The sequence below is a fragment of the Streptomyces sp. SP18BB07 genome (genome assembly GCF_036322545.1).
GTDB lineage: Bacteria > Actinomycetota > Actinomycetes > Streptomycetales > Streptomycetaceae > Streptomyces > Streptomyces deccanensis.
Genome location: NZ_JAQYWT010000343.1, coordinates 1 through 23,247, shown reverse-complemented (window position 1 = coordinate 23,247; position 23,247 = coordinate 1). Strand labels below are relative to the sequence as shown.

Below are 23,247 nucleotides of genomic sequence, written 5' to 3'. Positions count from 1 at the left end.
ACCCTCACGCGCGAAGCGCGTCGCTCGAAACGTCCCGGAGGGCCGGGACGGGGGCAGTGTCGTTGCCCGCAGGGGCACGCCCGGGGGCAATCGAGGCTCCCTCTGCCCCCTTGGCTGCCCCCGAGTACCTTCCGGGCGGGGCCCGGCCCGGTGAGCCTGGTCGACCGGAGCAGCTGTCGTCGAGCCGAGGAGAACCGGTGCGCGCGCAGAACGGAGCGGCCGACAGGGAGCGAGCCGGGCGGGAGCGGGGCCGGGCGGGAGCCGCCCGCGTGCCCGGCCGCGTGCCGCCGCAGGGACCCACCGCGACGCTCCTGGCCCTGCAACGCGCCGCGGGCAACGCGGCCGTGGCCCGCGCCGTCGAGGAGGAGCGCCACCGGCACGGCGCGGGCTGCGGCCACGACGCCCCGGTGCAGCGCTCCGCCGTGCACCAGGTTCTGAGCACCTCCGGGCAGCCCCTGGACACCGCGCTGCGCACCGAGATGGAGAGCCGGTTCGACGGCGAGGACTTCAGCGGCGTACGCGTCCACACCGACACCGTGGCGCAACGGTCCGCGGCGGAGATCGGGGCGCGGGCGTACACCTCCGGCTCCCACGTGGTGTGGGACGGCCGGGACAAGCACACCCTCGCCCATGAACTGGACCACGTCCGCCAGCAGCGGCGCGGCGCGGTGCCCGGCACCGACGACGGTTCCGGCCTGCGCGTCTCCGACCCCTCCGACTGGGCCGAGAAGGAGGCGGAGGCCACCGCCCGGCGGGTGATGGGCGGGCCCGCCTCCGTGCAGCGGGCCACCGACGGCCCGTCGCGCGCGGAAGCGCCGAGCGCGTCGGCCGAGCCTACGGTCCAGCGCGGGCCCACGGTCCAGTGCGGGCCCACGGTCCAGCGCAAGGGGCACGAGACGCTGGAGAGCGTGGCGAACGCCCCCGCGAAGACGCTGGCCGGGCGCCTCGCCGGCTGGATCAAGGTGAAGCCCGCCTCCGAGGCGGTGGCACCGGTGAAGGAGGCCGTGCTGGCCTACGACCGGTCCACGGTCCGCGACCCGATGCGGTGCCTGACCCAGCTGGCGGACCTCCAGATGCTCGCCATGCCGTTGCGTGAGGGCGCGCTCCCCGGCGACCTCAACTACCTGGAGCAGGTACTCGAGGCCGTCCGCGCCGAGATGGACGTGGTGGGCGGGCAGGTCGCGCGCGACGGGAAGATGCCGGAATCGGCGGCCGCGCCGTACAAGGCCATGACCGACCGGGGCACCATGTGGAAGGACCCGCAGTTCGCGCAGAGCACCGTGAACTTCGGGATGTCCGGATCCAGTTACGTCCGGGAGATGTCGGAGATGAACCGGGCCGAGCTGACGAAGGAGATCGGCGGCGCGGGCGGCAAGGCGTGGGTCAAGGACGTCAGGGCCAAGCTGGAGAACGAGCTGGGCAACAGCGTCCTCGCCCACTACACCCAGCAGGAGCGGGCCGATGCGATGCTCGCCTCGGAGAAGAAGCTCAAGCCCAAGTCGGAGCTGGGCGACGCCGAGAACAACACCATGAACGTGGACGAGCTGGTCCTCGGCAACGACGGCTTCGTCTTCTTCTACATCGAGCCCCGGGGCAAGACGGACCGCGCCCCCCGCTTCGGCGAGATCCGGTTGGAGCTCGGCATCGACCGGCTGGTGAGCGAGGGCTGGATCATGCTGAGCGACTTCATCCAGCGCGACTACCCCAAGCTCGTCGCCCCCGCGAACCGGCCGGACCTGCCGGAGCACAAGGCGAAGTCGGGTCAGCGGGAGTTGGCGGCGAAGCAGGCCGGCCACCGGCCGGTGCGTGAGTTCAAGCGGGGACAGGTCGAGGGCGACGCCCTGACGGACATGGTCACCGCCTTCTCGCACCTCCAGGACCCCGAGGAGCAGCAGGCCCACATGTTCGCGCGGCAGCTCGCGCTCACGGTGCCGGGGGACGAGATGGTCTACGGGCCGGAGAAGGAGCTCAAACGGCCCGAACTCCTCCACAAGAACATCCTCGCCGGCTCGGACATCATCCCCGGGCTGGTCGAGCGCGCGATCGTGGAGATCATCCGGTTCGAGCAGGCCAACCCGCCGTTGGCCCAGCGGCTCAAGGCCATGGGCGGCGCCCAGCTGATGGACTTCCTGCTGCGCGACCTGCTGCGCCCGCAGGCGATGCTGCCCAACTCGGTGGACATCTCCGCCGCCACCGTCACGAAGGTCAAGGGCAAGGGCTGACCGCCGCGCCGTGAAACGGTGCCGAGGCTGCCCCTTGAGGCAGGGAAGGCTGCCCCGGCGTCTCTGACCCGCCCACGGGGCGCTGCCGTAGCGTCCCGGTGGTGAGCCTTTGGACTTCCCTCGAACCCGCCTCCGCGACCGTGGACCCGGGGAGCAGTACGACCGTACGGCTGCGGCTGCGCAACACCGGTGACGTGGTCGACGAGTACCGCTTCGAGCCGGTCGGTGACATCGCGCCGTGGACGACCGTGGAGCCGCAGACGCTCCGGTTGTACCCGGGGACGACGGGATCGGTGGAGCTGACGTTCGCGCCGCCGCGCACGCCGGACGCGACGGCCGGACCGAACGCGTACGCCGTGCGGATCCTGCCGACCGAGCACCCGGAGGCGACGACCGTCCCCGAGGGGAACCTGACGATCACGCCGTTCACGGAGGTCCGGGCGGAGCTCGTCCCGCCGACGGTCAAGGGGCGGTTCCGGGGGCGCCCGAAACTCGCCGTGGACAACCTCGGCAACACGAAGGTCACCGCGTCGGTCAGCGGCAGCGACAACGGCGACCAGCTGTCGTACGACATCCATCCGAGCAATGTGCAGATCGAGCCCGGCCGTGCCGCGTTCGTGAAGGCCACGCTGAAGCCCCGGCAGATCATCTGGTTCGGGTCCAAGGAGGAGCGGCCCTACACCTTCGCGGTGAAGCGCTCGGGGGTGACACCGCTCGACGTCGAGGGCACCTATGTGCAGCGGAGCTTCCTGCCCGGCTGGCTCGCCACCTGCCTCGGCATCTTCCTGGCGCTCGCGATCACCTTCCTGACGCTGTGGCTCGCCTACCAGCCCAGGGTGGTCAGCGCCACCACGGAGCTGCGGGAGGCCGCCGTCAGCACGCTGCCGCCCTCGCCCTCGCCGAGCCTGTCCGCCCCCGCACCGCCCACGCCCTCGCCTCCGGCCGTCTCCTCGGCGCCTCCGCAGACGGAGGAGCCCAAGGCCGACGGCGGGGGCGGCGGCGGTGACGACGGGGGCGGCGGATCCGGCGGCGGGGGCGAGGAGAAGCCGAAGAAGGCGCCGACGGCCGCGACCGCCGTACGGCAGCTGGCCGCCTCGGACCCGGGCGGCCGGCACATCTGCTACCGCGCCTTCGTGAAGGGCAAGGGCTGGACGGCCCCGGAGTGCGACGGAGACACGGCCGGCACGGTCGGCCAAGCCACGCCGCTCACCGCGCTCAACATCGCGGTGGCCGGCGTGGGCGGCACCGCCAGCGCGGCCTTCGTCCACAACCCCGGCTCGACCAACGGCCAGGGGCATTACGTCGAGCCCTGGTCGGGCGCGCCCGACGGCCTGGACAACTACATCGGTGACTCCAAGAAGGACGCCCCCGCCATGCTGGGCTTCACCATCAACGTCGACGAGGGCGCCCGCGGGGTCTGCCAGTCGGTCCACCAGAAGGACCGGGGTTGGCAGAACCTGGCCTGCGACAAACCCGGCGAGGGGGAGCACTACATCTTCGGCGGCACCCTCGACAACGGCATCTGGCTGGAAGCCGTCAAGTTCACGGTGTGACAAGGCCGTTGGGGAAGGGGCCGGGTGTCCGTCGGGGCAGCCGGTCCTGCCCCGGCGACTCCTGACCGTACGCGGGCGGTCGCGTAGCGTCCCTCCGTGAGCCTTTGGACTTCGCTCGAACCCGCCTCCGCGACCGTGGACCCGGGGAGCAGTACGACCGTACGGCTGCGGCTGCGCAACACCGGTGACGTGGTCGACGAGTACCGGTTCGAGCCGGTCGGCGACGTGGCGCCGTGGACGACCGTGGAGCCGCAGACGCTGCGGCTGTACCCGGGGACGACGGGCACGGTGGAGCTGACGTTCGCGCCGCCCCGCACCCCGGACGCGACGGCCGGGCCCAACCCGTACGCGGTGCGGATCATCCCGACGCAGCACCCGGAGGCGACGACCGTCCCCGAGGGGAACCTGACGATCACGCCGTTCACGGAGGTCCGGGCGGAACTCGTCCCGCCGACCGTGAAGGGACGCCTGCGGGGCCGCCCGCAGCTCGCCATCGACAACCTCGGCAACACGAAGGTCACCGCCGCCGTCAGCGGCAGTGACAACGGCGATCAGCTGTCGTACGACATCCATCCGAGCAATGTGCAGATCGAGCCCGGCCGTGCGGCGTTCGTGAAGGCCACGCTGAAGCCCCGGCAGATCATCTGGTTCGGGTCCAAGGAGGAGAGACCGTACGCCCTCGCCGTCCAACGGGCGGGTGTGGCGCCGCAGTCCGTCGACGGCACCTATGTCCAGCGGGGGTTCCTGCCGGGCTGGCTCGCCACCTGCCTCGGGGTGGCCGTGGCGCTGGCGATCACCTTCGTGACCCTGTGGTTCGCCTACCAGCCCAGGGTCGTCAGCGCCGCGAGCGACCTCCAGCAGGCCGGTACGACGGCCCTGCCGAGCGCCAGCCCGTCCGCGATGGCCCCCGCGCCCACCGTCTCCGCGGCGCCGCTGCCCTCCGAGACACCCGAGGCGCCCGCGCGGGAGGAGCAGCCCGAGGAGGAGGACCCGGGTTCCGGCTCCGGTTCGGGCGGGGGCTCCGGCTCCGGTTCCGGTTCCGGTTCCGGTTCCGGCGGATCGGGCTCCGGGTCGGACCAGGCACCGGACACCAAGGAGACGCCGAAGAAGAAGCCGTCCGCCGCCAAGGGGTTCGCGATCATCGGCCAGGGCTCGAACCGCTGCGTCGACGTCAAGGACGCGCAGAACGGCAAGGGCAAGGACGGCACCCCCCTCCAGATCTGGGACTGCGCCGGCTCGGCCAACCAGAAGTGGGACTTCCGGGGCGACGGCACCGTCCGCTCCCTCGGCCTGTGCATGGACGTGGCGTGGGGCTCCCGGGACGACGGCGCGGTCATCCAGCTGGCCAGGTGCAGCGGCAACCCCGCGCAGCAGTTCGTGCTCAGTGTCCACGGCGACCTGGTCAACCCGCAGGCCGACAAGTGCGTCGACGTGAAGGACAACGGCACCGGCAACGGCGCGGACCTCCAGCTGTGGACGTGCGCGGGCACCCCCAACCAGAAGTGGCGCGTGAAGTAGCCACCTACCAGTTGCCCTCGCCCGGCACCAGCCGGCCGGCCTTGCGGTACTCGCGCTCCGCGCCCTCCCGCAGATCGGCGGAGGTGACGGGCCCGCCGCGTCCGGCCGCGGCGTAGGCGGCGGTGACGACCGCGCTGCGGATGGAACCGCCGGCCAGCTCGAAGTCGCGGGCGACCGCCGCCGGATCCGTGTCGTCCGCGCGGGGCACGGCGGCCAGGCTGTGCCGCCACAGGGCCAGCCGCTGGGCGGCGTCCGGGAACGGGAAGTCGACCACCAGATCCAGCCGCCGGGTGAACGCCTCGTCGATGTTGGCCCGCAGATTCGTGGTCAGCAGGGCGATCCCGTCGAAGGACTCCAGCCGCTGGAGCAGATAGGCGCTCTCCATGTTGGCGTACTTGTCGTGCGCGTCCTTGACCTCCGAGCGCTTGCCGAACACCGCGTCCGCCTCGTCGAAGAGCAGCACGGCGTCGGTGCGGTCGGCCTCGCTGAAGATCCGCTCCAGGTTCTTCTCGGTCTCGCCCACGAACTTGTCGACGATCGAGGAGAGCTGTACGACATAGAGGTCCAGGCCGAGTTCGGCCGCCACGACCTCCGCCGACAGCGTCTTGCCGGTACCCGACTCGCCCGCGAACAGCCCGAGCACGCCACGGCCCCGGCCGCCCCCGGCGCTCAGCCGCCAGTCGCCGAGCACCCGGTCGCGATGCCGGGCGCGCAGGGCGAGTTCGCGCAGCTGGGCGAGGGGCTTGTCGGGCAGCACGAGGTCGTCCCAGCCGACGTCGGGGCGGATCCGGCGGGCGTGCCGCTCCAGCCCGGAGGCGGACTGCAGGCGCGCCGCGAGCCGCAGATGGGCCGCGGTCACCTCGGTGCCGTCGAACGCCGCGAGGTCCACGGCCGCACGCGCCGCCCGCTCGATCCGGTCACCGCCGAGCCGGTACGGGGCCACCGTGGCCGCCAGGTCGAAACCCGGCCCGTCCGCCCCGGCGCCGAGCGCCGCCGACCAGGCGTCCACCGCGCCCGCGGGCGGCCGGGGCACGTCGAGGACCAGCGGATCACGGTCGCACCACTGCGGGTCGTACGGCTGCGGGCCCACGAACAGCACGGTCACGTCGGCCGCCGTCAACGCCCGGAACAACGGCCCCGGCTTCTCCGGCAACGGCGACACCACGACCGCGCACCCGCGCAGCCGGGCCTCGCGCAGCAGGCGGGGCAGCAGCGCGGCGAGCTCGTCCTCGGCCGCCGGGGGCGTGAAGTGCAGCGCATCCACCCCGGCCGCGCGCAGGGCGGCTCCCGCGCGCAGCAGGCCGTCGCCCTCACGGTGCTCCCGCAGATGCACGGTCACCGGAGCAGCGGCGAGCCGGGCGGCCAGCCGCGCCGTGAACCCGCCGTCCTCCACGGACGCGGGCGCGGGCACGGGCGGATCCACCGCCACCGCCACCGCCGACACCGACACCGACGGCGACGGCGACGGCGACGGCGACCCGAGCGGACGGACGTGGCCGACGAGCGACGCGTCCAGCGTGTCGTCGCCGAGCAGATGGGCGACCAGCCGGTCCGGCACCCGCAACCCCCGTCCGAGGAAGGGGCGTTCGGGGTCCTCCACGGTCAGCAGCCCGAGCGCGCTCAGCGGTGCCGAGGGCATGAACCGGGCCCGGGCCCGCGCCAGGTGCACGGGCAGCCCGCACAGGTCGAGCGCGAGCCCGACGGTGGCCCGACGCCTGCTCACGTCGTCGTTGAGATACCCGTACAACTGCTCGTAGGAGCGGTCCAGATCGGGTGCCAGGGCGATGAGCAGGATCCGCGCGTCCAGCTCGGTCAGCCCCAGCCGCCCCGCGAGCGCCTCCAACGGATCGTCCGCGGCGGCCCCCCGGCCGGGTTCCGGGTCGGCGAAGACGGACGGGTGCGGCCCCGCCGACGGCTCCAGCAGATGCCGTACGCCCTCCTCGGACAGGTACAGCCCGCGCAGCGGGTCGTTCGCCGTCGGATCACCCACACCGCGCTCGGCCACCAACTCGGCCACGCGTTCCCGCAGTCGGGCGAGCCGGCTCAGGAGCCCATCGGCGTCCGCGCTGACGTGCACGGTCACCGCCGCTCCTCCCCGGTGACCGGCGCGGACGCCAACTGCCCAGGACGGTGGGCGCGTTCCTCCGAGCCCTCCAGGGAGCCGTCGATGCCGCGCACCCGGATCGCCGCCCCCTCGGTGACCGGCGGACCGGCGTCGTACTCGGGGAAGGCCGGGAACGGCGCGGTGACCACGAGGTCGAGGGACGGCTTCAGCTCGCCGCCCAGCGCGGACCAGATCTCGGCGAGGGACCGCGACTCGGTGTGCAGCCCCGCCACCGAGAGCGGCACGGACAGCCCCAGCGCGCCGAGCGCGCCCGGGAGTTCGCTCGGGGGCAGCAGCTCGCGCGGCAGCAGGTTGGCCAGCACCGCGGAGAGCAGCCGGTGTTCGTCCTGGGGCTGCTTGGTCCAGGCCGTCACCAGGTACGACAGCCGGAACCAGCGGGGCGGCTGCCGTCGGCGTACGACGATGTCGCGCTCGTCGCGGACCGGCATATGGCCGCGCTGGCGGCGCGAGACGTCCTCACGGATGTCGTACAGATAGGTGTTGACGGCGGGCGCGTTGCGCCGGGCCGCCCAGTCGCGGGTCGGGGCCTCGAAGGAGACGTCGATGCCGGAGCCGGCCAGGGCACCACCGCCGATCAGTCCCTTGAGGACCTCGTCCACCTCGTGGATCACGGTCGTGCTCTCCTGCGGTGTCGGATGATGCCTGTGCACCGATCGTGCCCCGCGCGGGCACCGCGCCTGTAGACGCGCCGGGGACGTCGGGCGGGCAGAGTGCGCTGCCCAAGTGGGCGGGTTCGGCTGCCCGTTCGATCAGATGTAGCCTTCACGGAGGGCATAGGCCACCGCGTGCGCCCGGTTGCGGAGATGCAGCCGGGTGGTGAGCCCGTGCATCACGTTCTTGACGGTGCGTTCGGAGTAGGAGAGCTTGCTCGCGATCTCGCCGGTGTCCATCCCCTCGGCCACCAGCCGCAGGACGTCGATCTCCCTCGGTACCAGGCCGGACAGCGGCGCCCCGGTGCGCCCGGCCACCGAGCGCTGCAACGTCCCCACCTGGTTGATCAGCCGGCCGAGCAGATCGGCGGGCAGGTCGCCGTCCCCGCGCGAGGCCGCGAGCACCGCCTGCGCCAGCCGGTGCGCGGTCGCCTCGTGGCGCCACACGATGGCCCCGACCCCGCACTCGATGACGTCGAGCAGCTCCGTCTCGCGGATCATGCTCACCACCAGCACGGCACGCGCCCCCTCGCTGCGCACCAGCCGGCGCAGCGCGGAGAGCAGCGGCTCGTCCGGGGTGTCACCGACGAGCACGGCCACGGTGCCCGGCCGTACCTCGGTGTCGTCCACGAGGTCGATCACCGGGTGCCCCCGCAGCTGGCTGAGCACGCCGGCGCGGGAGAGCGGGTCGAGGGTGTGGACCACGACCGGGATGCGGCGCCGGGTCTCCTGGGGCTCCGACGCGACGGCGGTCGCGGTCGCGGTCGCGGCCGTGGCCGTCGCCAGGGCCGTCGCCGTGTCCGTGGTCCGGAATGTGCTGCGCAACCGTTTCTCCCGTATGCACGAAATCGCCGCTCCTGTGAGGGGAGTGGCCGATGGGCTCGATTCACACTTCTGTGTGTCGTGTGCGCTGCGCAATCGTGGAGGACCACGAGATACACCACGAGATCACCGGGGGACCGACCACGGGACCGCCTCGGGACTCACCACGGGACCGGACACGGCGTTTTCACGCCGAGCGTCCGCGAACGGTGCACCTCGACGGCCTCTGCCCCGTCTACGGAAGCGGAAAACGACCTTCCACGAAGGAGACAGCGATGTGCCCGCCGGAACCGCTTCTCGAACGCCGTGAGGCCATGGAGCTGCTGACCGCGGAGGCAGCCCGCGCCCGGACCGGCTCGGGCCGCCTGGTGCTGCTCCGGGGCGCCACCGGCACCGGCCGCACCGCGCTCCTGGAGTCCGCCGCCGACCACGCGGCGGCGAACGGCATGCGGGTCCTGCGGGCCCGCTGCTCGCCCGAGCACAGCTCCGTACCGTTCGACACCGTGTTCCAACTCCTGGCACAGGGGCCGGAGTTCGACCAGGTCGCGGGCGAGGCGCCGGACCCGCCGGGCACCCCGCCGCACCGGGGCAGGCCCGCCCGGCTGTGGCGCCTGCTGCGTTCCTACGCGGCCGAGTCCCCCCTCCTCGTCGCCGTGGACGACGTGCACGTCGCCGACACCGCCTCCCGCCGCTGGCTCGTCGAGGCCGTCCGCCGCATCGACCGTCTGCCGGTCCTCCTGGTGGTCACCGAACGCGGCCAGTACGACATCGACCCCCCGGCGGACGGTCTCGCGCACGCCCTCTCGCCTGCCCTCGTGCACACCCGCACCCTTGCCCCGCTGAGCCCGGACGCCGCCGCACGACTGGTCCGTTCCGCCCACGCCGGTGCCCCGCCGGAATGGGTCGACGCCTGCTTACGCGCGGGCGCGGGCAACCCGCTGTTGCTGCGCGCCCTGCTGTCCGACGTCCGCACCACCGACCCCGGGGCCGTCCCGGGTGCCCTTCCGGACACCTGCGCCGCGCTCTACCCGGGCAACTACGCCGCCGCCGTGTCCTGGTGGCTCGACAGCGCCGGGCCCGCGACCGTCGAGGTCGCCCGCGCACTCGCCGCGCTGGACGACGCGGACGCCCCCGTGCCCGTCGACGCCGACCTGCTCGCCCGCACGGCCGACGTCGACCCCGCCCGCGTCCCCGGCTGGCTCACCGCGATGACCGGCCTCGGTCTGCTGCGCCCCGACGCCGAGGGCCGACCGCGCTACGCCCACCCGCTGCTGCGGGACGCCGTGCTCGGCGGCTGGGCCGGCGCCGACCGGCAGACCGCCCACCGCCGGGCCGCCGAGGCGCTGCTGCACCGCGGCGACAGCACCGCGGCCGTCGCCGGACAACTGCTGCGCTGCGGCCCCGTGGGCGAGGCCTGGGCAACCGGTGCCCTGCTCGACGCCGCCGACCTCGCCGTCCGCGCCGACCGCAGCGACGACGCCCTCGCCCTGCTGCGCCGCGCCCTCGACGAACCGATGCCGGCCGCCCGCCGCACCGTGGTCCTCACCGAACTGGGCTCCCTGGAGTACGCCACCGTACGGTCCGGCGCGGGCATCCCCCGGCTCGTCGAGGCGATGCGCCGACCGGGCCCGCCCCGCGAGCGCGTCCAGGCGGCGGTCGCCCTCGGCACCGCCCTGGCGCGGCGCGGCGAGGCCCGCGTCGCCGTCGACGTGCTGCGCGGGCTGCGCGACGAGCACCTGACGGACCACCCGGACCTGATCCGCACGGTGCAGACTGCCTCCGCGCTGCTCTCCGACCACGACCAGGGCGTACGGCAGGAGGTCTACCGCTGGCTGCGCGAGACCGCCAAGACCACCCCTCACCTGGTCGGCACCGCCGGGCAGGCCCTTCTGGTGCGTTATGAGGCCACCGCCGGGCTGACCTCGGCGGCCACCGCGATGGACCGGGTCCGGGCCCTGCTCTCCCAGCCGGTCGACCCGGCGGACGAGGTCTTCCTGCTGGGCACGGCCGCCGCGGTCGCCCAGTGGGCCGACCGGCTCGACGAGGCCGAACGGCTGGTCCACCGAGGCCTCGGCGGCCGGCGGACCTCCCTGCTGCACCCCATGCACCTGGCCCTGCGCAACGTCCGCGTCGACATCATCGCCGCGCGCGGCGCCCACGCGGAGGTCCTCGCCGACCCCGAGGTCACCCGCGCGGTCGCCGGCCGCCCCGAGTCCGCCAACGCGCTGGCCCACGCGGTCATCGCCCTCGTGGAGACCGACCGCGCCGACGAGGCCGCCCGCCTGGCCGACGGCTTCGACCTCCAGAACACCCACGACACCTGGGAGTTGAACCGCTTCCTCTACGCCCGTGGCCTCCTCCGCGCCGCCACCGGCGACCCGGCGGCCGCCCTCGACGACTTCCTGGAATGCGGCCGGCGCCAGACGGCACGGGACGTGGCGAGCCCCGTCGTCACCCCTTGGCGCACCGCCGCCGCCGAGTGCCACCTCGCCCTCGGCCGCCCCCACGAGGCCCTCGCCCTGGCCGAACGGGAACTCTCCCTGGCCACCGTCTGGAACACCCCCCGCGTCGTCGGCCGCGCCCTCACCACCCTGGCCACGGCCACCCGAGGCCGCCGGGGCCTGCAGTTGGCCGACCGGGCGGTCCACCTCCTGCGCCACGGCATCGACGACGAAGCCCGCGCGGTGCCCGAAGCCCCGGGGAGGTCCGCGGTGACGGGGCGACCCGCCGCGCACGCGACGCCGACGGTGTGGGCTGCCGAGCCGTCGGGCCTTGGTGCGGCGGTGTGGGGTGCCGCGGCGTCGGGCGGCCCGCCCGCGAGGGTGACGGCGATGCGGGGCTGGGCACTGGGCGGGGGCCCCGCGCGAGCCGTGGGCGCCTGGGCGCCGGGCGGACCGTCCGCGGTCACGTCGATCGGAGGCCGGGCCGCTCCGTCGGCCGGAGGCGGCTCTCCACTGCCGGACGGCGACCGGCCCGCCCCGCCGGTCGACGGCTGGTCCGTACGGCCGGCCACAGGCCGGGGCGTGACGCCGGGCGCGGGCAGATCCGTACGGGCGGTCGGCGGCCGGAACGCGCCGGGCGGCGGTGGGTCCGCGCCTGGCGCAAGCCGGGGCACGGCGTCGGACGGCGGCCCGGGGGCAGCGGTGCCGGACGAGGGCCCGGCGACGGAGTCGGGCGGTGGTGCGCCGGTCGAGGTGGAGTTGATACCGGCGCTCCTGGCCCAGGGGCGGGGGCTCGCCGCCGCCGGGGAACGGGCGCGGGCCCGTGACGCCTTCCGGGAGGCGGCCGAACGCGCCGAACGCCTGGGCGCGCACCGCCTGCGCGCGATCGCGGAGTCGGCGCTGCGCGAGGGCGGGGCCCGCCGCGCCACGACTCCCCTCACCGGCCCGGCCGCCCTGACCGCCGGCGAGCGCCGTATCGCCGAACTCGCCGCCCAGAACCGCACGAACACCGAGATAGGAGAGCTCCTCCACCTGGCCCGCCGCACCGTCGAGACCCACCTGACCAGCACCTACCGCAAGCTCGGCATCCGCCGCAGATCAGAACTCGGCGCGGCCCTCGCCGGCAGCGGGGACACCCCCTGACCGCCCGGGGAGGGTTCGTCCGTCGTTCGTGCCGAAATCGGCACCGAGTTCCCTGAACCGGAGGCTCGTCGGATGCGTAGGAAAACCGGGAGCACCCACGCGTAGCCGACACACCCGAGGAGTACCCATGAGCAGCCCGCCGCGCCTGAACGACTGGCTGACGTCACGCCAGCCCCTCGTCCTGGGCCTGTTCCGCATCGTCCTGGGCGTGCTGTTCGCCAGCGAGGGCGCGGCCACGGTCTTCGGAATCCTGGACCGCAAGGCGAGCCCGGTCGGCGACTGGCCCTTCTGGTACGCCGGGGTCATCGAGCTGGCCTGCGGCATCCTCGTCCTCCTCGGCGTGGCGACGCGCGGCGCCGCGTTCCTCAGCTCCGGCATCATGGCCTTCGCCTACTTCACCGAACACCAGAAGGACGGCCTCTTCCCCCTCCAGAACGGCGGCCTCGCCCCCGTCCTGTTCTGCTGGGGCTTCCTCCTCCTGGTCTTCGCCGGCCCCGGCGCCCTCTCCCTTGCGGGCCTCACCAACCGCGAGGCGCCCACCCACCGCGCCGCCGAGCCACCCCGGGCGACGGCGCCCTGACCCCCACGTTCGCCGCACAGGCGCGTCCCGCAACAGGGCCCGCGAGCGGGGCTATCGTGCGACGGACCCTCGCTGCCGCCACTGCCCCGCCGCCGCGAGGAGGCACCCGATGGGCGCTCGTTCGTTCATGCTCGCGACCCGGACACCGATGTCGCGCGACGGCTTCGACACCTGGCTGCGCACCCCGCTGCCGGACCTCGACGTCATCGCGAACCCGTCGGCGATGTACGCGGGTTGGGCGCTCGACGGCGCCGAACCGGACTGGGACCTGACCGGGGTCGCCGCCCACTGTCCGTCGGCCCTGGCCGGCCTCCGCACCGACCGGACGAAGACCCCGCTGGCCCTGCTCGCACCCCGCGCCGCCCAGGGCTTCACACTGCTGCGCCACCGTGACGAAGCGCTGGAGGTCTGTCCCTATGACCACCACGGCGACGAGACCGGCACCCTGACGTCGCTGCTGATGCCGGCCGGGGCGGGCCGCCTCGCCCGGCCCGGCACCGAGGCACCGGTCCTGTACTGGGGCGGCGACGTCCACCCCGGCCTCCCGATGCCCGGCGACGAGCCCCACGCGGTCATGCTCGTCACCCCGACCGGGGCACGCTTCGTCGACACCTACCCGCTCGACACCCTGATCGCGGCCCTGACGCCGATCGAGACCGACTTCCTCGCGGCGACCGTCCCCGGCGACGACGGAAACCCCGCCCCGGACGCCCCCGCCCTGCTCGACCCCGCCCTGCGCGCCCGGCCGGCCCCCACCGAGCCGACCGAACACCCCTGCGGGCCTCTCCTGCCCGCGTCAGAGCCCCCCGCCTGTCCGTGAGTCGCCCTGAGCCGCCGACGCCCCGCGCGCACAGGCGCGGAGCACGGACGCGCCGACCGGGGTGAGGGTGTGCAGCACCGTCGTCGCGTGCCGACTGCTGGTGATCAGGCCCGCGTCCCGCAGCGCGCTGGCGTGTCGGCTGGCCGACGACGCGGACACCCCGGCGGCCCGTGCGATCTCCCCGGTCGTGGCCCCGGCCGCCGAGGCCCACAGGGCGGTGGCACGGGTCTGCCCGAGCAGGGTGGTCAGGGACGCCTCGGGGGAGTCGTCCAGGACGCGCCGTACCTGCGGTGACGAGGCCGACGGCTGCTCGTGCAGCAGCGGGTACATCAGCACCTGCGGCAGCTCGGGGTCGGCGAGACCGACCGGGCGTTGCCAGCAGAAGTACGACGGGACGAAGAGCATGCCGCGGCCGTCCAGGTGCAGATCGCGGTCCACGGCGGGGTGGTAGTCGACGCGCAGGACGGGGGCCTCCCAGCACATGGTGGGGCCGAGACCGGCCAGCATGCCCTCGACACCGCCGTCCAGCAGCCCGCGGCACCGCATCGCCCGCTCGGTCTCGATGCGGGACTGCATCTGTTCCCCGTACGGGGCGACGGCGACCTCGTAGTAGGCGCGCAGCACCCGCACGAGCTCCTGGCGAGGCCGTGCCTCGGCTAATCGCGGGGCCCATGACGGGGCTCCGACGACGCGGTCGAGCATGTCCATTTCCTCCAGGACACGGCTCGCCGGCGTGGCCAGAACGGCCTCCAGCCCGGCGTCGAAACCGTCGGACGCCTCGAACGGGGTGAGGAAATCCGGGAAGTAGGAGGCCCTCGGGAGCAGCGGCAGCAGCACGGTGTGCAGAGCACGATCGAGTTTCTTCTCCCGCAGCCGGTGGCGGACGGTGCGGAACCACTCCGCGTAGGCCCAGCGGCCCCGCCGGGTCTGGAAACGGTGCAGGCTGGCGACGATCTCCCAGAACGGATTAGGAGTCGCGGACAAGCGAGTTCTGGCCAGATCGGCGTCGCTGAAATGTATGCGGAGCATCTCGTTCTCCCCCGATGAGCTCAGCTTTTGCGGTCAGCCGCAACAGCATGGCTCGGTGTCAACTTCTCCGCAATGGTGGAACACGAGGATCGAGCCGTGGACGCGCATTGTGGCTCGATCAGGCACGCACGGATATCGGCCCACTGCGAGGGGAAGATCAATTGAACAAGGTGACCAAGCGGATTCTGGCCATCGCGGCGGGAGTGATTCTGCCGGTGGGCGGGCTGGCGGGCACGGCCACGGCCAGTTCGGCGAGCGATTCGGTCAAGAGCACCGCTTACGTCTCGACCGCGGCACCGGCCGGCGAGAACGCGATCACCGCGGCACCGCCCGGATGCACGGCGACGAACGTGTGCTTCTGGAACGGCACCAATTACTCGGACGGCCCGGGAAGACTGTCCGGGTCGAACGCGAACTGGACCGCGTTCTCGCACTCCAGCTGTCCGACCGGCACCTGGAACGACTGCGCCTCCTCGGTCTACAACAACGGGACCAGCTGTAGCGCCGTTCTGTGGACCACCGCGAACTACGGCGGGTCCCGGCTCACGCTCGGCCGCGGTGCGGGCCAGACGGCTCTGAGCTCCACGATGAACAACGCCATATCGTCCAACAACTGGAGCTGCTGAGCCGGTCGATCACGAGGGGCTGGCGTCCGGGAGCGCCGATTCACGGACACCAGCCCCTGCTCACCTGCGAGCCCGCACCGACCACTTACTGAGGGGCACCCGGATGGCACGCGGCCAGAGATCTGGTGGTGGCGTTTCGATTTCCTGCGCGCTGGCGGGATTTCTCCTGCTCACGGCATGTGGAGTGTCCGCGCCGGACGCCGCGGACGCCACGGACGACGAGGGCGGGACGATCGGCCTCACCTCGGCCGAGCTCGATCTGCTCACCCGATCCGGCTCCTACGTCCAGGGCGAACGCGCGCTGCGCAGGGCCGAATCGGAACTCATCACGGTCTGCATGGCGGACAAGGGTTTCCCGTACCGGGCCGGGACATCCGCGTCCGCACCCATGTCCTTCGAGGATCAACTGCTCGGCATGGACGAGCGGCGGAGCCGAGGGTACGGCCTCTACGCACAGTTTGTGGATTCTCCGGGATCCGGAGAGCAGCGGGAGGGCGGCGAGCCCCTCCCGCCAGGGATGGAGAATGACGCCTATGTGGCCCGGTTGCCCGAGGCGGAAGCGGAAAAGTATGTGCACGCGCTGCGCGGAAATGCCTCCGACCGCCGTGAGATGCGGCTCCCGGACGACCAGAAGATCACTTTTTCGGGTAAAGGGTGCGAGGCGGTGAGCCGGGAGAAACTGTACGGAAGTCTGGACGACTGGGCGGCCTCCGAACATGTTCCGCAGATCCTCAACAACTCGCTCACGGACCGTGTGACAGCGGATCCCGCGTACGCGGCCGTCATGCGGAAATGGAAAGAGTGCATGGCCGCGAAGGGATACTCCTACAAGGATCCCGAGGACGCGTACCGGAAACTCAGGGACGAGTACGGGGAGCGGGGCGCCACCCAGGACATGCGAAAGCGGGAGATCGAGGTGGCGACGGACGACGGCACCTGCGCCCGGCAGACGCACGTCCCGAACACCGTCCTTTCTCTCAGAAGGCAGTACGCGAAATCCCTGCCCGCCACCGACAAACGCGATCTCCGCCAACTCGCCGACATTTGGAAGGCCGCTGCCACACAGGCCCGCAAGCTGACCGAGTGAGAGGAAGCCCTGGGGCGCTCGTTTCGCTGGGCGGCCCGGCGACCGGGTCGGCCGCAGCCGACACCGAAGCCGTGGCGCCGCCAACCGGATCCAAGGTCTCCCTGTCCCTGGGGTCGGCACTCGTGAATCCGCCGAGCACGCAGCGCGTCTCCTCCAGCAGTTGGCGCTGCTGAGGACCACGCGCCCCCTCAGCACTCGATGATGTTCACCGCGAGCCCGCCCCGCGCGGTCTCCTTGTACTTGACGCTCATGTCGGCGCTAGCGGCTGCCAGGTCCTTGACCTGAGGATTCAAGGGGGTTTTCTTGTTCCACTCGGCTCCTGGGGATTTCTCGGGGATAATCCTCAGTTGATCTTGGTCCAGCCATGCATCCATCGCGGCCAAGCCGCGCCTACCGGCGCCGGGCATGAAGGTCGTGGGGTGCGTCCCGGTGGCGTGGGCGAGATCCACGGCGCCTTGCCGGCCGGGTCGGTGACGGCCTAAACGTTCACCCCGTGGCGGCGGTGCTCGGCCGAGTGGTCGGCGTGGGCGGTGCCGGCGGATATCCCGAAGCTGTTGCGTGATCCGCGCCAGGCTGTCGTGGCGGCGCAGGTACACAAGAGCGACCAGCGCATGCGGCAGGTCGAGTGCGGCAGGACAGGGTACCAACAGGGCTCCTGCGCCGCTGGGTTGAGACTTCGAACACCTCCCTCGACGGCGCGGGAGCCCTGTGCGTCGCGCACCCCCTCACCCACACCGCCGACGTCACCCGACCAGAGGCCGCGTCGAAAACCCTCACTGTCAATTATGAAAGTTTTGAGACCGATTCGGCAGGATCCCGTGAAACTCCTGCACGGTAAATTACTGTGCGGCCGGTTTCCGATTACGAAACTTATATCGGTTTGCCGGGAGCGGCCTGGGGCATTCGGTGCTGTGGTTTCCAGCAACAACCGGCCGGCGGGTCGGCCACAGGCTGCTCACCGGTGCGCCGACACGTCGGCACAGGGCTGGGGCGGCCCGTTCGGGCCCGACACAGAATTCCATGCACACGCAAATTGGAGAGCTCTGTGAGCGAGAGGAAAGTGCGGACCCCTACTACTCCAGGCGGCCTGGTGGATCCATTCCGTAACCGGGGCGTGGCGTTTACGCAGGCGGAGCGGGACGAGTTGGGCTTGACCGGGCGGTTGCCGTCTGGGGTGTTGACGCTGGAGCAGCAGGCCAAGCGCGCTTACCAGCAGTTGCAGGCACAAGACACCGACCTGGCCAAGAACGTGTACTTGGAGCAGTTGCACGACCGTAACGAGACCTTGTACTACAAGGTGCTCACTGATCACCTCGTGGAGCTGTTGCCGATCGTGTACGACCCCACGGTCGGCGAGGCGATCGAGAAGTACTCCTCCGAGTACCGCCGCCCGCGAGGCGTCTTCCTGTCCATCGACCGGCCGGATGACATCGAGAAGTCCTTCGCCACGCTTCAGCTCGGGCCTCAGGACGTGGACCTGATCGTGTGCACCGACGCCGAGGAGATCCTGGGTATCGGGGACTGGGGCGTAGGCGGGATCCAGATCTCGGTGGGCAAACTCGCGGTCTACACCGCGGCGGCCGGTGTCGACCCGCGGCGTGTCATCCCCGTGTCACTGGACGTCGGCACGGACCGTGAGGCGCTGCTGAACGACCCGCTTTACCTGGGCACCCGGCACCCCAGGGTCCGCGGCGCCGACTACGACGCGTTCATCGAGAAGTACCTGGAGACCGTGTCGTCGATGTTCCCTGGCGCGTTGCTGCACTTCGAGGACTTCGGCCCCAGTAACGCCCGGCGGATCCTCGACACCTACGGCGGCACTTACCGGATCTTCAACGACGACATGCAAGGGACCGGTGCCATCACCCTGGCTGCCGCGTTGTCGGCCATCAAGGTCAGTGGCGTGCCGATGCGGGACCAGAAGCTGGTCGTCTTCGGTGCCGGCACGGCGGGGGTGGGCATCGCCGACCAGTTGCGCGAGGCGATGATCCGCGACGGCGCGGATCCTGGTCAGGCCACCGCACAGGTGTGGCTGATCGACAAGCATGGGCTGCTCACCCAGGACATGACCGACCTGCGGGACTACCAGCAGCCGTACGCACGCGATCCCGCGGACGTCGCGGACTGGGCCAAAGACGACGGCGCCATCTCGCTGTTGGAAACCGTCCGGCGGGCCGAGCCGACCATCCTGCTGGGGACATCCACGGTGCACGGGGCGTTCACCCGCGAGGTCGTCGAGGCCATGACCGCAGCCACCGAGCGGCCGATCATCTTCCCGCTCTCCAACCCCACCTCCCGCATCGAGGCCATGCCCGCCGACGTCATCGCCTGGTCCGGGGGCAAAGCGCTGGTGACCACCGGTATCCCCGTCCCGCCCGTGGAGCACGACGGCGTGACCTACGAGATCGGGCAGGCCAACAACGCGCTGCTGTACCCGGGGCTGGGCCTGGGCACCATCGTCTCCGGGGCGTCCGAGGTGACCGCGGGCATGCTGCTCGCCGCCGCGCAGGCCATCGCCGACCAGGTCCACCCGACCGGACCGGGCGACTGCCTGCTGCCGCCCGTGGAAAACCTCCGGGAGTCCTCGGCGCTCACCGCGACGGCCGTGGTCGAGGCTGCGGTCGACGAGGGCGTGGCCACCGTCAAGCCGACCGACCCCGGCCAGGCCGTCCGGGAGGCCATGTGGGAACCGGTTTACGGGGACGGAGTGACGTCATGACCGCGCACCACAACGGCGGCGATCAGGCCGGAGAGGACCAGGCCCCGAAGATCCTCGACATCCCCGTCGGCCTGGACGCGACCGGCACCCGGCAAGAGACCGATTCCATGGGCACCATCGACGTTCCCGCCGACCGCTATTGGGGGGCGCAGACCCAGCGTTCCCTGATTCACTTCTCCATCGGGGACGACCGGATGCCCAAGGCCGTCTACCGTGCCTACGGCTACGTGAAGCAGGCTGCCGCGATCGTCAACGGGCGTGGCGGTCGGCTGCCGGCCTGGAAGGCCGACCTGATCGAGAAAGTCGCCGACGAGGTCATCGCGGGCAAGCTCGACGACCACTTCCCGCTTTACGTGTGGCAGACAGGGTCCGGAACCCAGTCCAACATGAACGTCAACGAGGTGATCAGCAACCGGGCGATCCAGTTGGCAGGTGGCGAGCTGGGCAGCAAGTCCCCGATCCACCCCAACGACCACATCAACATGGGCCAGTCCTCCAACGACACCTTCCCCACCGCCATGCACATCGCCGCGGTCAAGGCGGTCCACGAGCACCTGCTGCCCAGTGTGCAGGCGCTGCGACAGGCCATCGAGGCCAAGGCCGAGCAGTGGCAGGATGTGGTGAAGATCGGCCGCACCCACCTGGAGGATGCGGTCCCGCTCACCGTCGGGCAGGAGTGGTCCGGCTACGCCCACCAGTTGGCCCAAGCCATCGACCGCGTCACCGACTCCGCCCAGGGTCTGTGCGAGCTCGCCGCGGGCGGCACAGCGGTCGGCACCGGACTCAACGCCCCGTCCGGCTTCGGCGCACAGGTCGCTGCCGAGATCGCCTCCGCGACCGGCTACCCGTTCACCACGGCCGCCAACAAGTTCGCCGCCCAGGGTGGCCTGGACGCCATGGCCGGCGCCTCCGCCGGGCTGCGGGCCCTTGCCGTGCCACTGATGAAGATCGCCAATGACATCCGGTGGCTGGCCTCCGGCCCCCGCTGCGGGCTGGGTGAGCTGATCCTCCCTGCCAACGAGCCAGGCTCCTCGATCATGCCGGGCAAGGTCAACCCGACCCAGTGCGAGGCGATGGTCATGGTCTGCATCCAGGTGCTGTGCGAGGACACCGCCATCGCCTTTGCCGGCTCTCAGGGCAACTTCGAACTCAACGCCATGCGACCGGTGATCATCAACAACTTCCTGCACGCAGCCACCATCCTCGCTGACGCGTGCACCAAGCTGCGTGAGTACTGCATCGAGAGCACCCAGCTCAGCCGCGGCCAGATCGACGACTACGTCGACCGGTCACTCATGCTGGTCACCGCCCTCTCTCCCGTCATCGGCTACGACAAAGCCTCCGCGATCGCCCACAAGGCCAGCGAAGAGGGAACCACTCTGCGCGAGGCGGCATTGGCCTCCGGTGACATCGATGCCGAGGCATTCGACCGCATCGTCGATCCAGCCGCCATGGTCGGCTTGACCCAACGGCAAGGATGAGGCAGCTGGACTCCGCGTCGCCCTCGCCGAGACCCTGCCGTCCTCGTCGAGGGCGAGCCGACGCTGGTGGAGGAAAACACTGAGGTCCTGGTCGAAGTCCAGGAAAAGGGCTTTCCCCGACCAGCAGGCCGTGGCCGGGCTGGGGAGCGCTGGTCCCGGCTGACGGTCCACTCAGTGAGGGTTTTCGACGTGGCCTCTGGTCGGGTGACGTACCCGACCATGATCTCGTCCGTGGACCGGCCGGTGCGGCGGGCCAGGTTACGCAGGTCGTTGTGGACGCGGCCGGCGGTGGTGTCGCGTGTGGGGTTGGCCATCAGACGAGCACCGCCTCTACGGCGGGGCGGATGACGGAGAGGGCGCCCAACTCGCGTGCGATGCGCTGGAGTTCGCTGACACCGCTGCGTCCGTCTCGGCGCAGGTAGCGGCCGAGTGCGAAGGGCGTCGAGGCGTACTGCGCCGCCACGGTCGGCGGGTACGAGATCGTGGGGCGGCGTGTTCCGGCGCGGCACGGCGATGCGTACCGCTGTCTGCCCGCCGATACACCCCCACGGGACAGCTCGTCCGTCTCTCCCTCCGCCACCAAGGACGCCAGATCACGAGGGGAGAGCAGGGCCGGCCGCTGCTCCAGACGCGAGTTCTCCGAAGCACTCATGTATCGACCTGTACCCCTCAGGTGAGATCAGGGGATCGATTTGATACGTTCTGGCGACGGTCGGCGGGGGACTTTCCGCCGTGTAGGCAGGGAAGGCCCTGACCGCACTGAAAGACAGGAACGTGCTGTTCAGGGCTTACTTCCTCAGCACTCGATGATGTTCACAGCCAAGCCGCCCCGTGCCGTCTCCTTGTACTTGACACTCATGTCGGCGCCGGTGTCCTTCATCGTCTTGATGACCTTGTCGAGGGACACCTTGTGGGTGCCGTCGCCGCGCATCGCCATCCGGGCCGCCGTGACGGCCTTCACCGCCGCCATGCCGTTGCGTTCGATGCAGGGGATCTGGACGAGGCCGCCGACGGGGTCGCAGGTGAGGCCGAGGTTGTGTTCCATGCCGATCTCGGCCGCGTTCTCGACCTGTTCGGGGGAGCCGCCCAACACCTCCGCCAGCGCGCCCGCCGCCATGGAACAGGCCGAGCCGACCTCGCCCTGGCAGCCGACCTCGGCGCCGGAGATGGAGGCGTTCTCCTTGAAGAGCATGCCGATCGCGCCGGCCGCGAGCAGGAACCGCACGACGCCGTCCTCGTCCGCGCCGGGCACGAAGTTGATGTAGTAGTGCAGGACGGCGGGGATGATGCCGGCCGCGCCGTTCGTCGGCGCGGTGACCACGCGGCCGCCGGCGGCGTTCTCCTCGTTCACGGCCATCGCGTAGAGCGTGATCCACTCCATCGCGTGGGCCAACGGGTCGCCCTCGGCGCGCAGTTGACGGGCAGAGACGGCAGCCCGACGGCGGACCTTCAGACCGCCGGGGAGGATGCCCTCACGGGTCATGCCCCGGGAGACGCAGGCCTGCATCACCCCCCAGATGTCCAGGAGTCCGGAGCGGATCTCTTCCTCCGTGCGCCAGGCCCGCTCGTTCTCCAGCATCAGCGCGGAGATGGACAGGCCCGTCTCCCGCGTCAGGCGCAGCAGTTCGTCGCCCGTGCGGAAGGGGTACTTCAGGACCGTGTCGTCGAGTTTGATGCGGTCCGCTCCGACCGCCTCCTCGTCGACGACGAAGCCGCCGCCCACCGAGTAGTAGGTCTTGGACAGGAGTTCGGTGCCGTCCGCGTCGTGGGCCCACATCGTCATGCCGTTGGCGTGGTAGGGCAGCGTCTCGCGCCGGTGCAGGATCAGGTCCTCGTCGAAGGCGAAGGGGATCTCGTGGTCGTCGAGGAGGCGGATGCGCCCCGATGTCCTGATCGCCTCCACCCGGCCGTCGGCCGACTCGACGTCCACCGTGCGCGGTGAGGCGCCCTCCAGACCCAGTAGCACCGCCTTGGGGGTGCCGTGGCCGTGGCCGGTCGCGCCCAGCGAGCCGTACAGCTCGACGCGCACCGAGGCGACGCCCGGGAGCAGTTCCTCGTTGCGCAGGCGGCGGGCGAACATCCGGGCGGCCCGCATCGGGCCGACCGTGTGGGAGCTGGACGGGCCGATGCCGATCGAGAACAGGTCGAAGACCGAGATGGCCACGGTGACTCCTCAGAACGGGGGAGGGTTGTGCAGGGGGTGGGGCACCGCGCTCACTCCCCAGTGTGCGCGGTACCCCGGAAAAGCGGGACTACGGACCGGTGAACCCCGGGTTACTTCCCCAGCCCCGGGTACAGCGGGTGCTTGTCGGCGAGTGCCTTGACCCGGGTCTTGAGGGCCTCGGCGTCGTAGGCCGGCTTGAGGGCCTCGGCGATGACGTCGGCGACCTCGGTGAAGTCCTCGGCGGTGAAGCCGCGGGTGGCCAGGGCG

General features: G+C 71.6%; 16 protein-coding genes and 2 pseudogenes. 10 read left to right on the top strand and 8 right to left on the bottom strand.

Annotated elements, in window-relative coordinates; all coding sequences use genetic code 11:
* Positions 1-197 precede the first annotated feature (197 nt).
* The 3 genes from PUR53_RS48380 to PUR53_RS33415 all read left to right on the top strand — a co-directional run bounded on the left by PUR53_RS48380 (position 198) and on the right by PUR53_RS33415 (position 5,293).
* On the top strand, positions 198-2,222 hold the full coding sequence (locus PUR53_RS48380; RefSeq protein WP_443080389.1) for an eCIS core domain-containing protein: 2,025 nt from the start codon (positions 198-200) through the stop codon (positions 2,220-2,222).
* A 101-nt stretch (positions 2,223-2,323) separates the two neighbouring features.
* Entirely contained in the window at positions 2,324-3,775 is a 1,452-nt protein-coding gene (locus PUR53_RS33420) for a hydrolase (RefSeq protein ID WP_329897953.1), read from the top strand.
* 96 nt (positions 3,776-3,871) lie between these two features.
* Entirely contained in the window at positions 3,872-5,293 is a 1,422-nt protein-coding gene (locus PUR53_RS33415) for a ricin-type beta-trefoil lectin domain protein (RefSeq protein WP_329910749.1), read from the top strand.
* 4 nt (positions 5,294-5,297) lie between these two features.
* On the opposite strand, the gene PUR53_RS33410 is transcribed toward PUR53_RS33415, so the two are convergent.
* The 3 genes from PUR53_RS33410 to PUR53_RS33400 all read right to left on the bottom strand — a co-directional run bounded on the left by PUR53_RS33410 (position 5,298) and on the right by PUR53_RS33400 (position 8,893).
* Complete coding sequence (locus PUR53_RS33410) at positions 5,298-7,376, bottom strand: ATP-binding protein (protein WP_329910748.1); 2,079 nt, start codon at positions 7,374-7,376, stop codon at positions 5,298-5,300.
* The gene (locus tag PUR53_RS33405; RefSeq protein ID WP_329897950.1) at positions 7,373-8,029 is read right to left on the bottom strand and encodes a DUF4255 domain-containing protein; all 657 of its coding nucleotides are present in this window, start codon (positions 8,027-8,029) and stop codon (positions 7,373-7,375) included. The genes PUR53_RS33410 and PUR53_RS33405 overlap by 4 nt, the downstream gene beginning before the upstream one ends.
* A gap of 138 nt (positions 8,030-8,167) precedes the next feature.
* Positions 8,168-8,893 carry a helix-turn-helix transcriptional regulator gene (locus PUR53_RS33400; RefSeq protein ID WP_443078139.1) on the bottom strand — a complete coding sequence of 242 codons (726 nt, stop codon included), beginning with the start codon at positions 8,891-8,893 and terminating at the stop codon, positions 8,168-8,170.
* A gap of 272 nt (positions 8,894-9,165) precedes the next feature.
* On the opposite strand from PUR53_RS33400, the gene PUR53_RS33395 reads away from it, so the two are divergent.
* From PUR53_RS33395 to PUR53_RS33385, 3 genes are all read left to right on the top strand, one after another.
* Positions 9,166-12,474, top strand: coding sequence for a helix-turn-helix transcriptional regulator (locus tag PUR53_RS33395; protein WP_329910747.1), 3,309 nt, complete (start codon positions 9,166-9,168; stop codon positions 12,472-12,474).
* A 127-nt stretch (positions 12,475-12,601) separates the two neighbouring features.
* Positions 12,602-13,054, top strand: a complete 453-nt coding sequence (locus tag PUR53_RS33390) for a DoxX family protein (protein ID WP_329910746.1) — start codon at positions 12,602-12,604, stop codon at positions 13,052-13,054.
* Positions 13,055-13,163: 109 nt separating this feature from the next.
* Positions 13,164-13,874, top strand: a complete 711-nt coding sequence (locus PUR53_RS33385; RefSeq protein WP_329910745.1) for a hypothetical protein — start codon at positions 13,164-13,166, stop codon at positions 13,872-13,874.
* On the opposite strand, the gene PUR53_RS33380 is transcribed toward PUR53_RS33385, so the two are convergent.
* A complete protein-coding gene (locus PUR53_RS33380; protein WP_329910744.1) occupies positions 13,851-14,903 on the bottom strand; it encodes a helix-turn-helix domain-containing protein in 1,053 nt (350 codons plus the stop codon). The genes PUR53_RS33385 and PUR53_RS33380 overlap by 24 nt on opposite strands.
* A gap of 170 nt (positions 14,904-15,073) precedes the next feature.
* Between PUR53_RS33380 and PUR53_RS33375 the strand changes: the two genes are divergently transcribed.
* Both PUR53_RS33375 and PUR53_RS33370 read left to right on the top strand, forming a co-directional pair.
* Positions 15,074-15,529: a peptidase inhibitor family I36 protein gene (locus PUR53_RS33375; protein WP_329897945.1), complete on the top strand. Its 456-nt coding sequence runs from the start codon at positions 15,074-15,076 to the stop codon at positions 15,527-15,529.
* 103 nt (positions 15,530-15,632) lie between these two features.
* Positions 15,633-16,616: a hypothetical protein gene (locus PUR53_RS33370; RefSeq protein ID WP_329910743.1), complete on the top strand. Its 984-nt coding sequence runs from the start codon at positions 15,633-15,635 to the stop codon at positions 16,614-16,616.
* Between the two features lie 396 nt (positions 16,617-17,012).
* On the opposite strand, the pseudogene PUR53_RS33360 reads toward PUR53_RS33370, so the two are convergent.
* Positions 17,013-17,263 (bottom strand): annotated as a pseudogene (locus PUR53_RS33360) (IS5/IS1182 family transposase); the annotation flags it as partial.
* Between the two features lie 398 nt (positions 17,264-17,661).
* Between PUR53_RS33360 and PUR53_RS33355 the strand changes: the two are divergent.
* Both PUR53_RS33355 and fumC read left to right on the top strand, forming a co-directional pair.
* A complete protein-coding gene (locus tag PUR53_RS33355; protein ID WP_329910741.1) occupies positions 17,662-19,335 on the top strand; it encodes an NAD-dependent malic enzyme in 1,674 nt (557 codons plus the stop codon).
* On the top strand, positions 19,332-20,816 hold the full coding sequence (fumC, locus tag PUR53_RS33350) for a class II fumarate hydratase (protein ID WP_329910740.1): 1,485 nt from the start codon (positions 19,332-19,334) through the stop codon (positions 20,814-20,816). Before PUR53_RS33355 ends, fumC begins: the two co-directional genes overlap by 4 nt.
* A gap of 313 nt (positions 20,817-21,129) precedes the next feature.
* Here fumC and PUR53_RS33345 read toward each other — a convergent pair whose 3' ends face one another.
* The 3 genes and pseudogenes from PUR53_RS33345 to PUR53_RS33335 all read right to left on the bottom strand — a co-directional run.
* A complete protein-coding gene (locus PUR53_RS33345; RefSeq protein WP_329910739.1) occupies positions 21,130-21,468 on the bottom strand; it encodes a hypothetical protein in 339 nt (112 codons plus the stop codon).
* A 144-nt stretch (positions 21,469-21,612) separates the two neighbouring features.
* A complete protein-coding gene (locus PUR53_RS33340) occupies positions 21,613-22,980 on the bottom strand; it encodes an L-serine ammonia-lyase (protein WP_329910738.1) in 1,368 nt (455 codons plus the stop codon).
* A gap of 110 nt (positions 22,981-23,090) precedes the next feature.
* Positions 23,091-23,247 (bottom strand): annotated as a pseudogene (locus tag PUR53_RS33335) (serine hydroxymethyltransferase); the annotation flags it as partial.

What these genes read in the sequence shown, in the direction of transcription:
- PUR53_RS33370 (WP_329910743.1), top strand. Translation starts at nt 15,633, where the DNA reads ATGGCACGCGGCCAGAGATCTGGTGGTGGCGTTTCGATTTCCTGCGCG.
- PUR53_RS33380 (WP_329910744.1), bottom strand. Translation starts at nt 14,903, where the DNA reads ATGCTCCGCATACATTTCAGCGACGCCGATCTGGCCAGAACTCGCTTG.
- PUR53_RS33395 (WP_329910747.1), top strand. Translation starts at nt 9,166, where the DNA reads ATGTGCCCGCCGGAACCGCTTCTCGAACGCCGTGAGGCCATGGAGCTG.
- fumC (WP_329910740.1), top strand. Translation starts at nt 19,332, where the DNA reads ATGACCGCGCACCACAACGGCGGCGATCAGGCCGGAGAGGACCAGGCC.
- PUR53_RS33390 (WP_329910746.1), top strand. Translation starts at nt 12,602, where the DNA reads ATGAGCAGCCCGCCGCGCCTGAACGACTGGCTGACGTCACGCCAGCCC.
- PUR53_RS33345 (WP_329910739.1), bottom strand. Translation starts at nt 21,468, where the DNA reads ATGAGTGCTTCGGAGAACTCGCGTCTGGAGCAGCGGCCGGCCCTGCTC.
- PUR53_RS33385 (WP_329910745.1), top strand. Translation starts at nt 13,164, where the DNA reads ATGGGCGCTCGTTCGTTCATGCTCGCGACCCGGACACCGATGTCGCGC.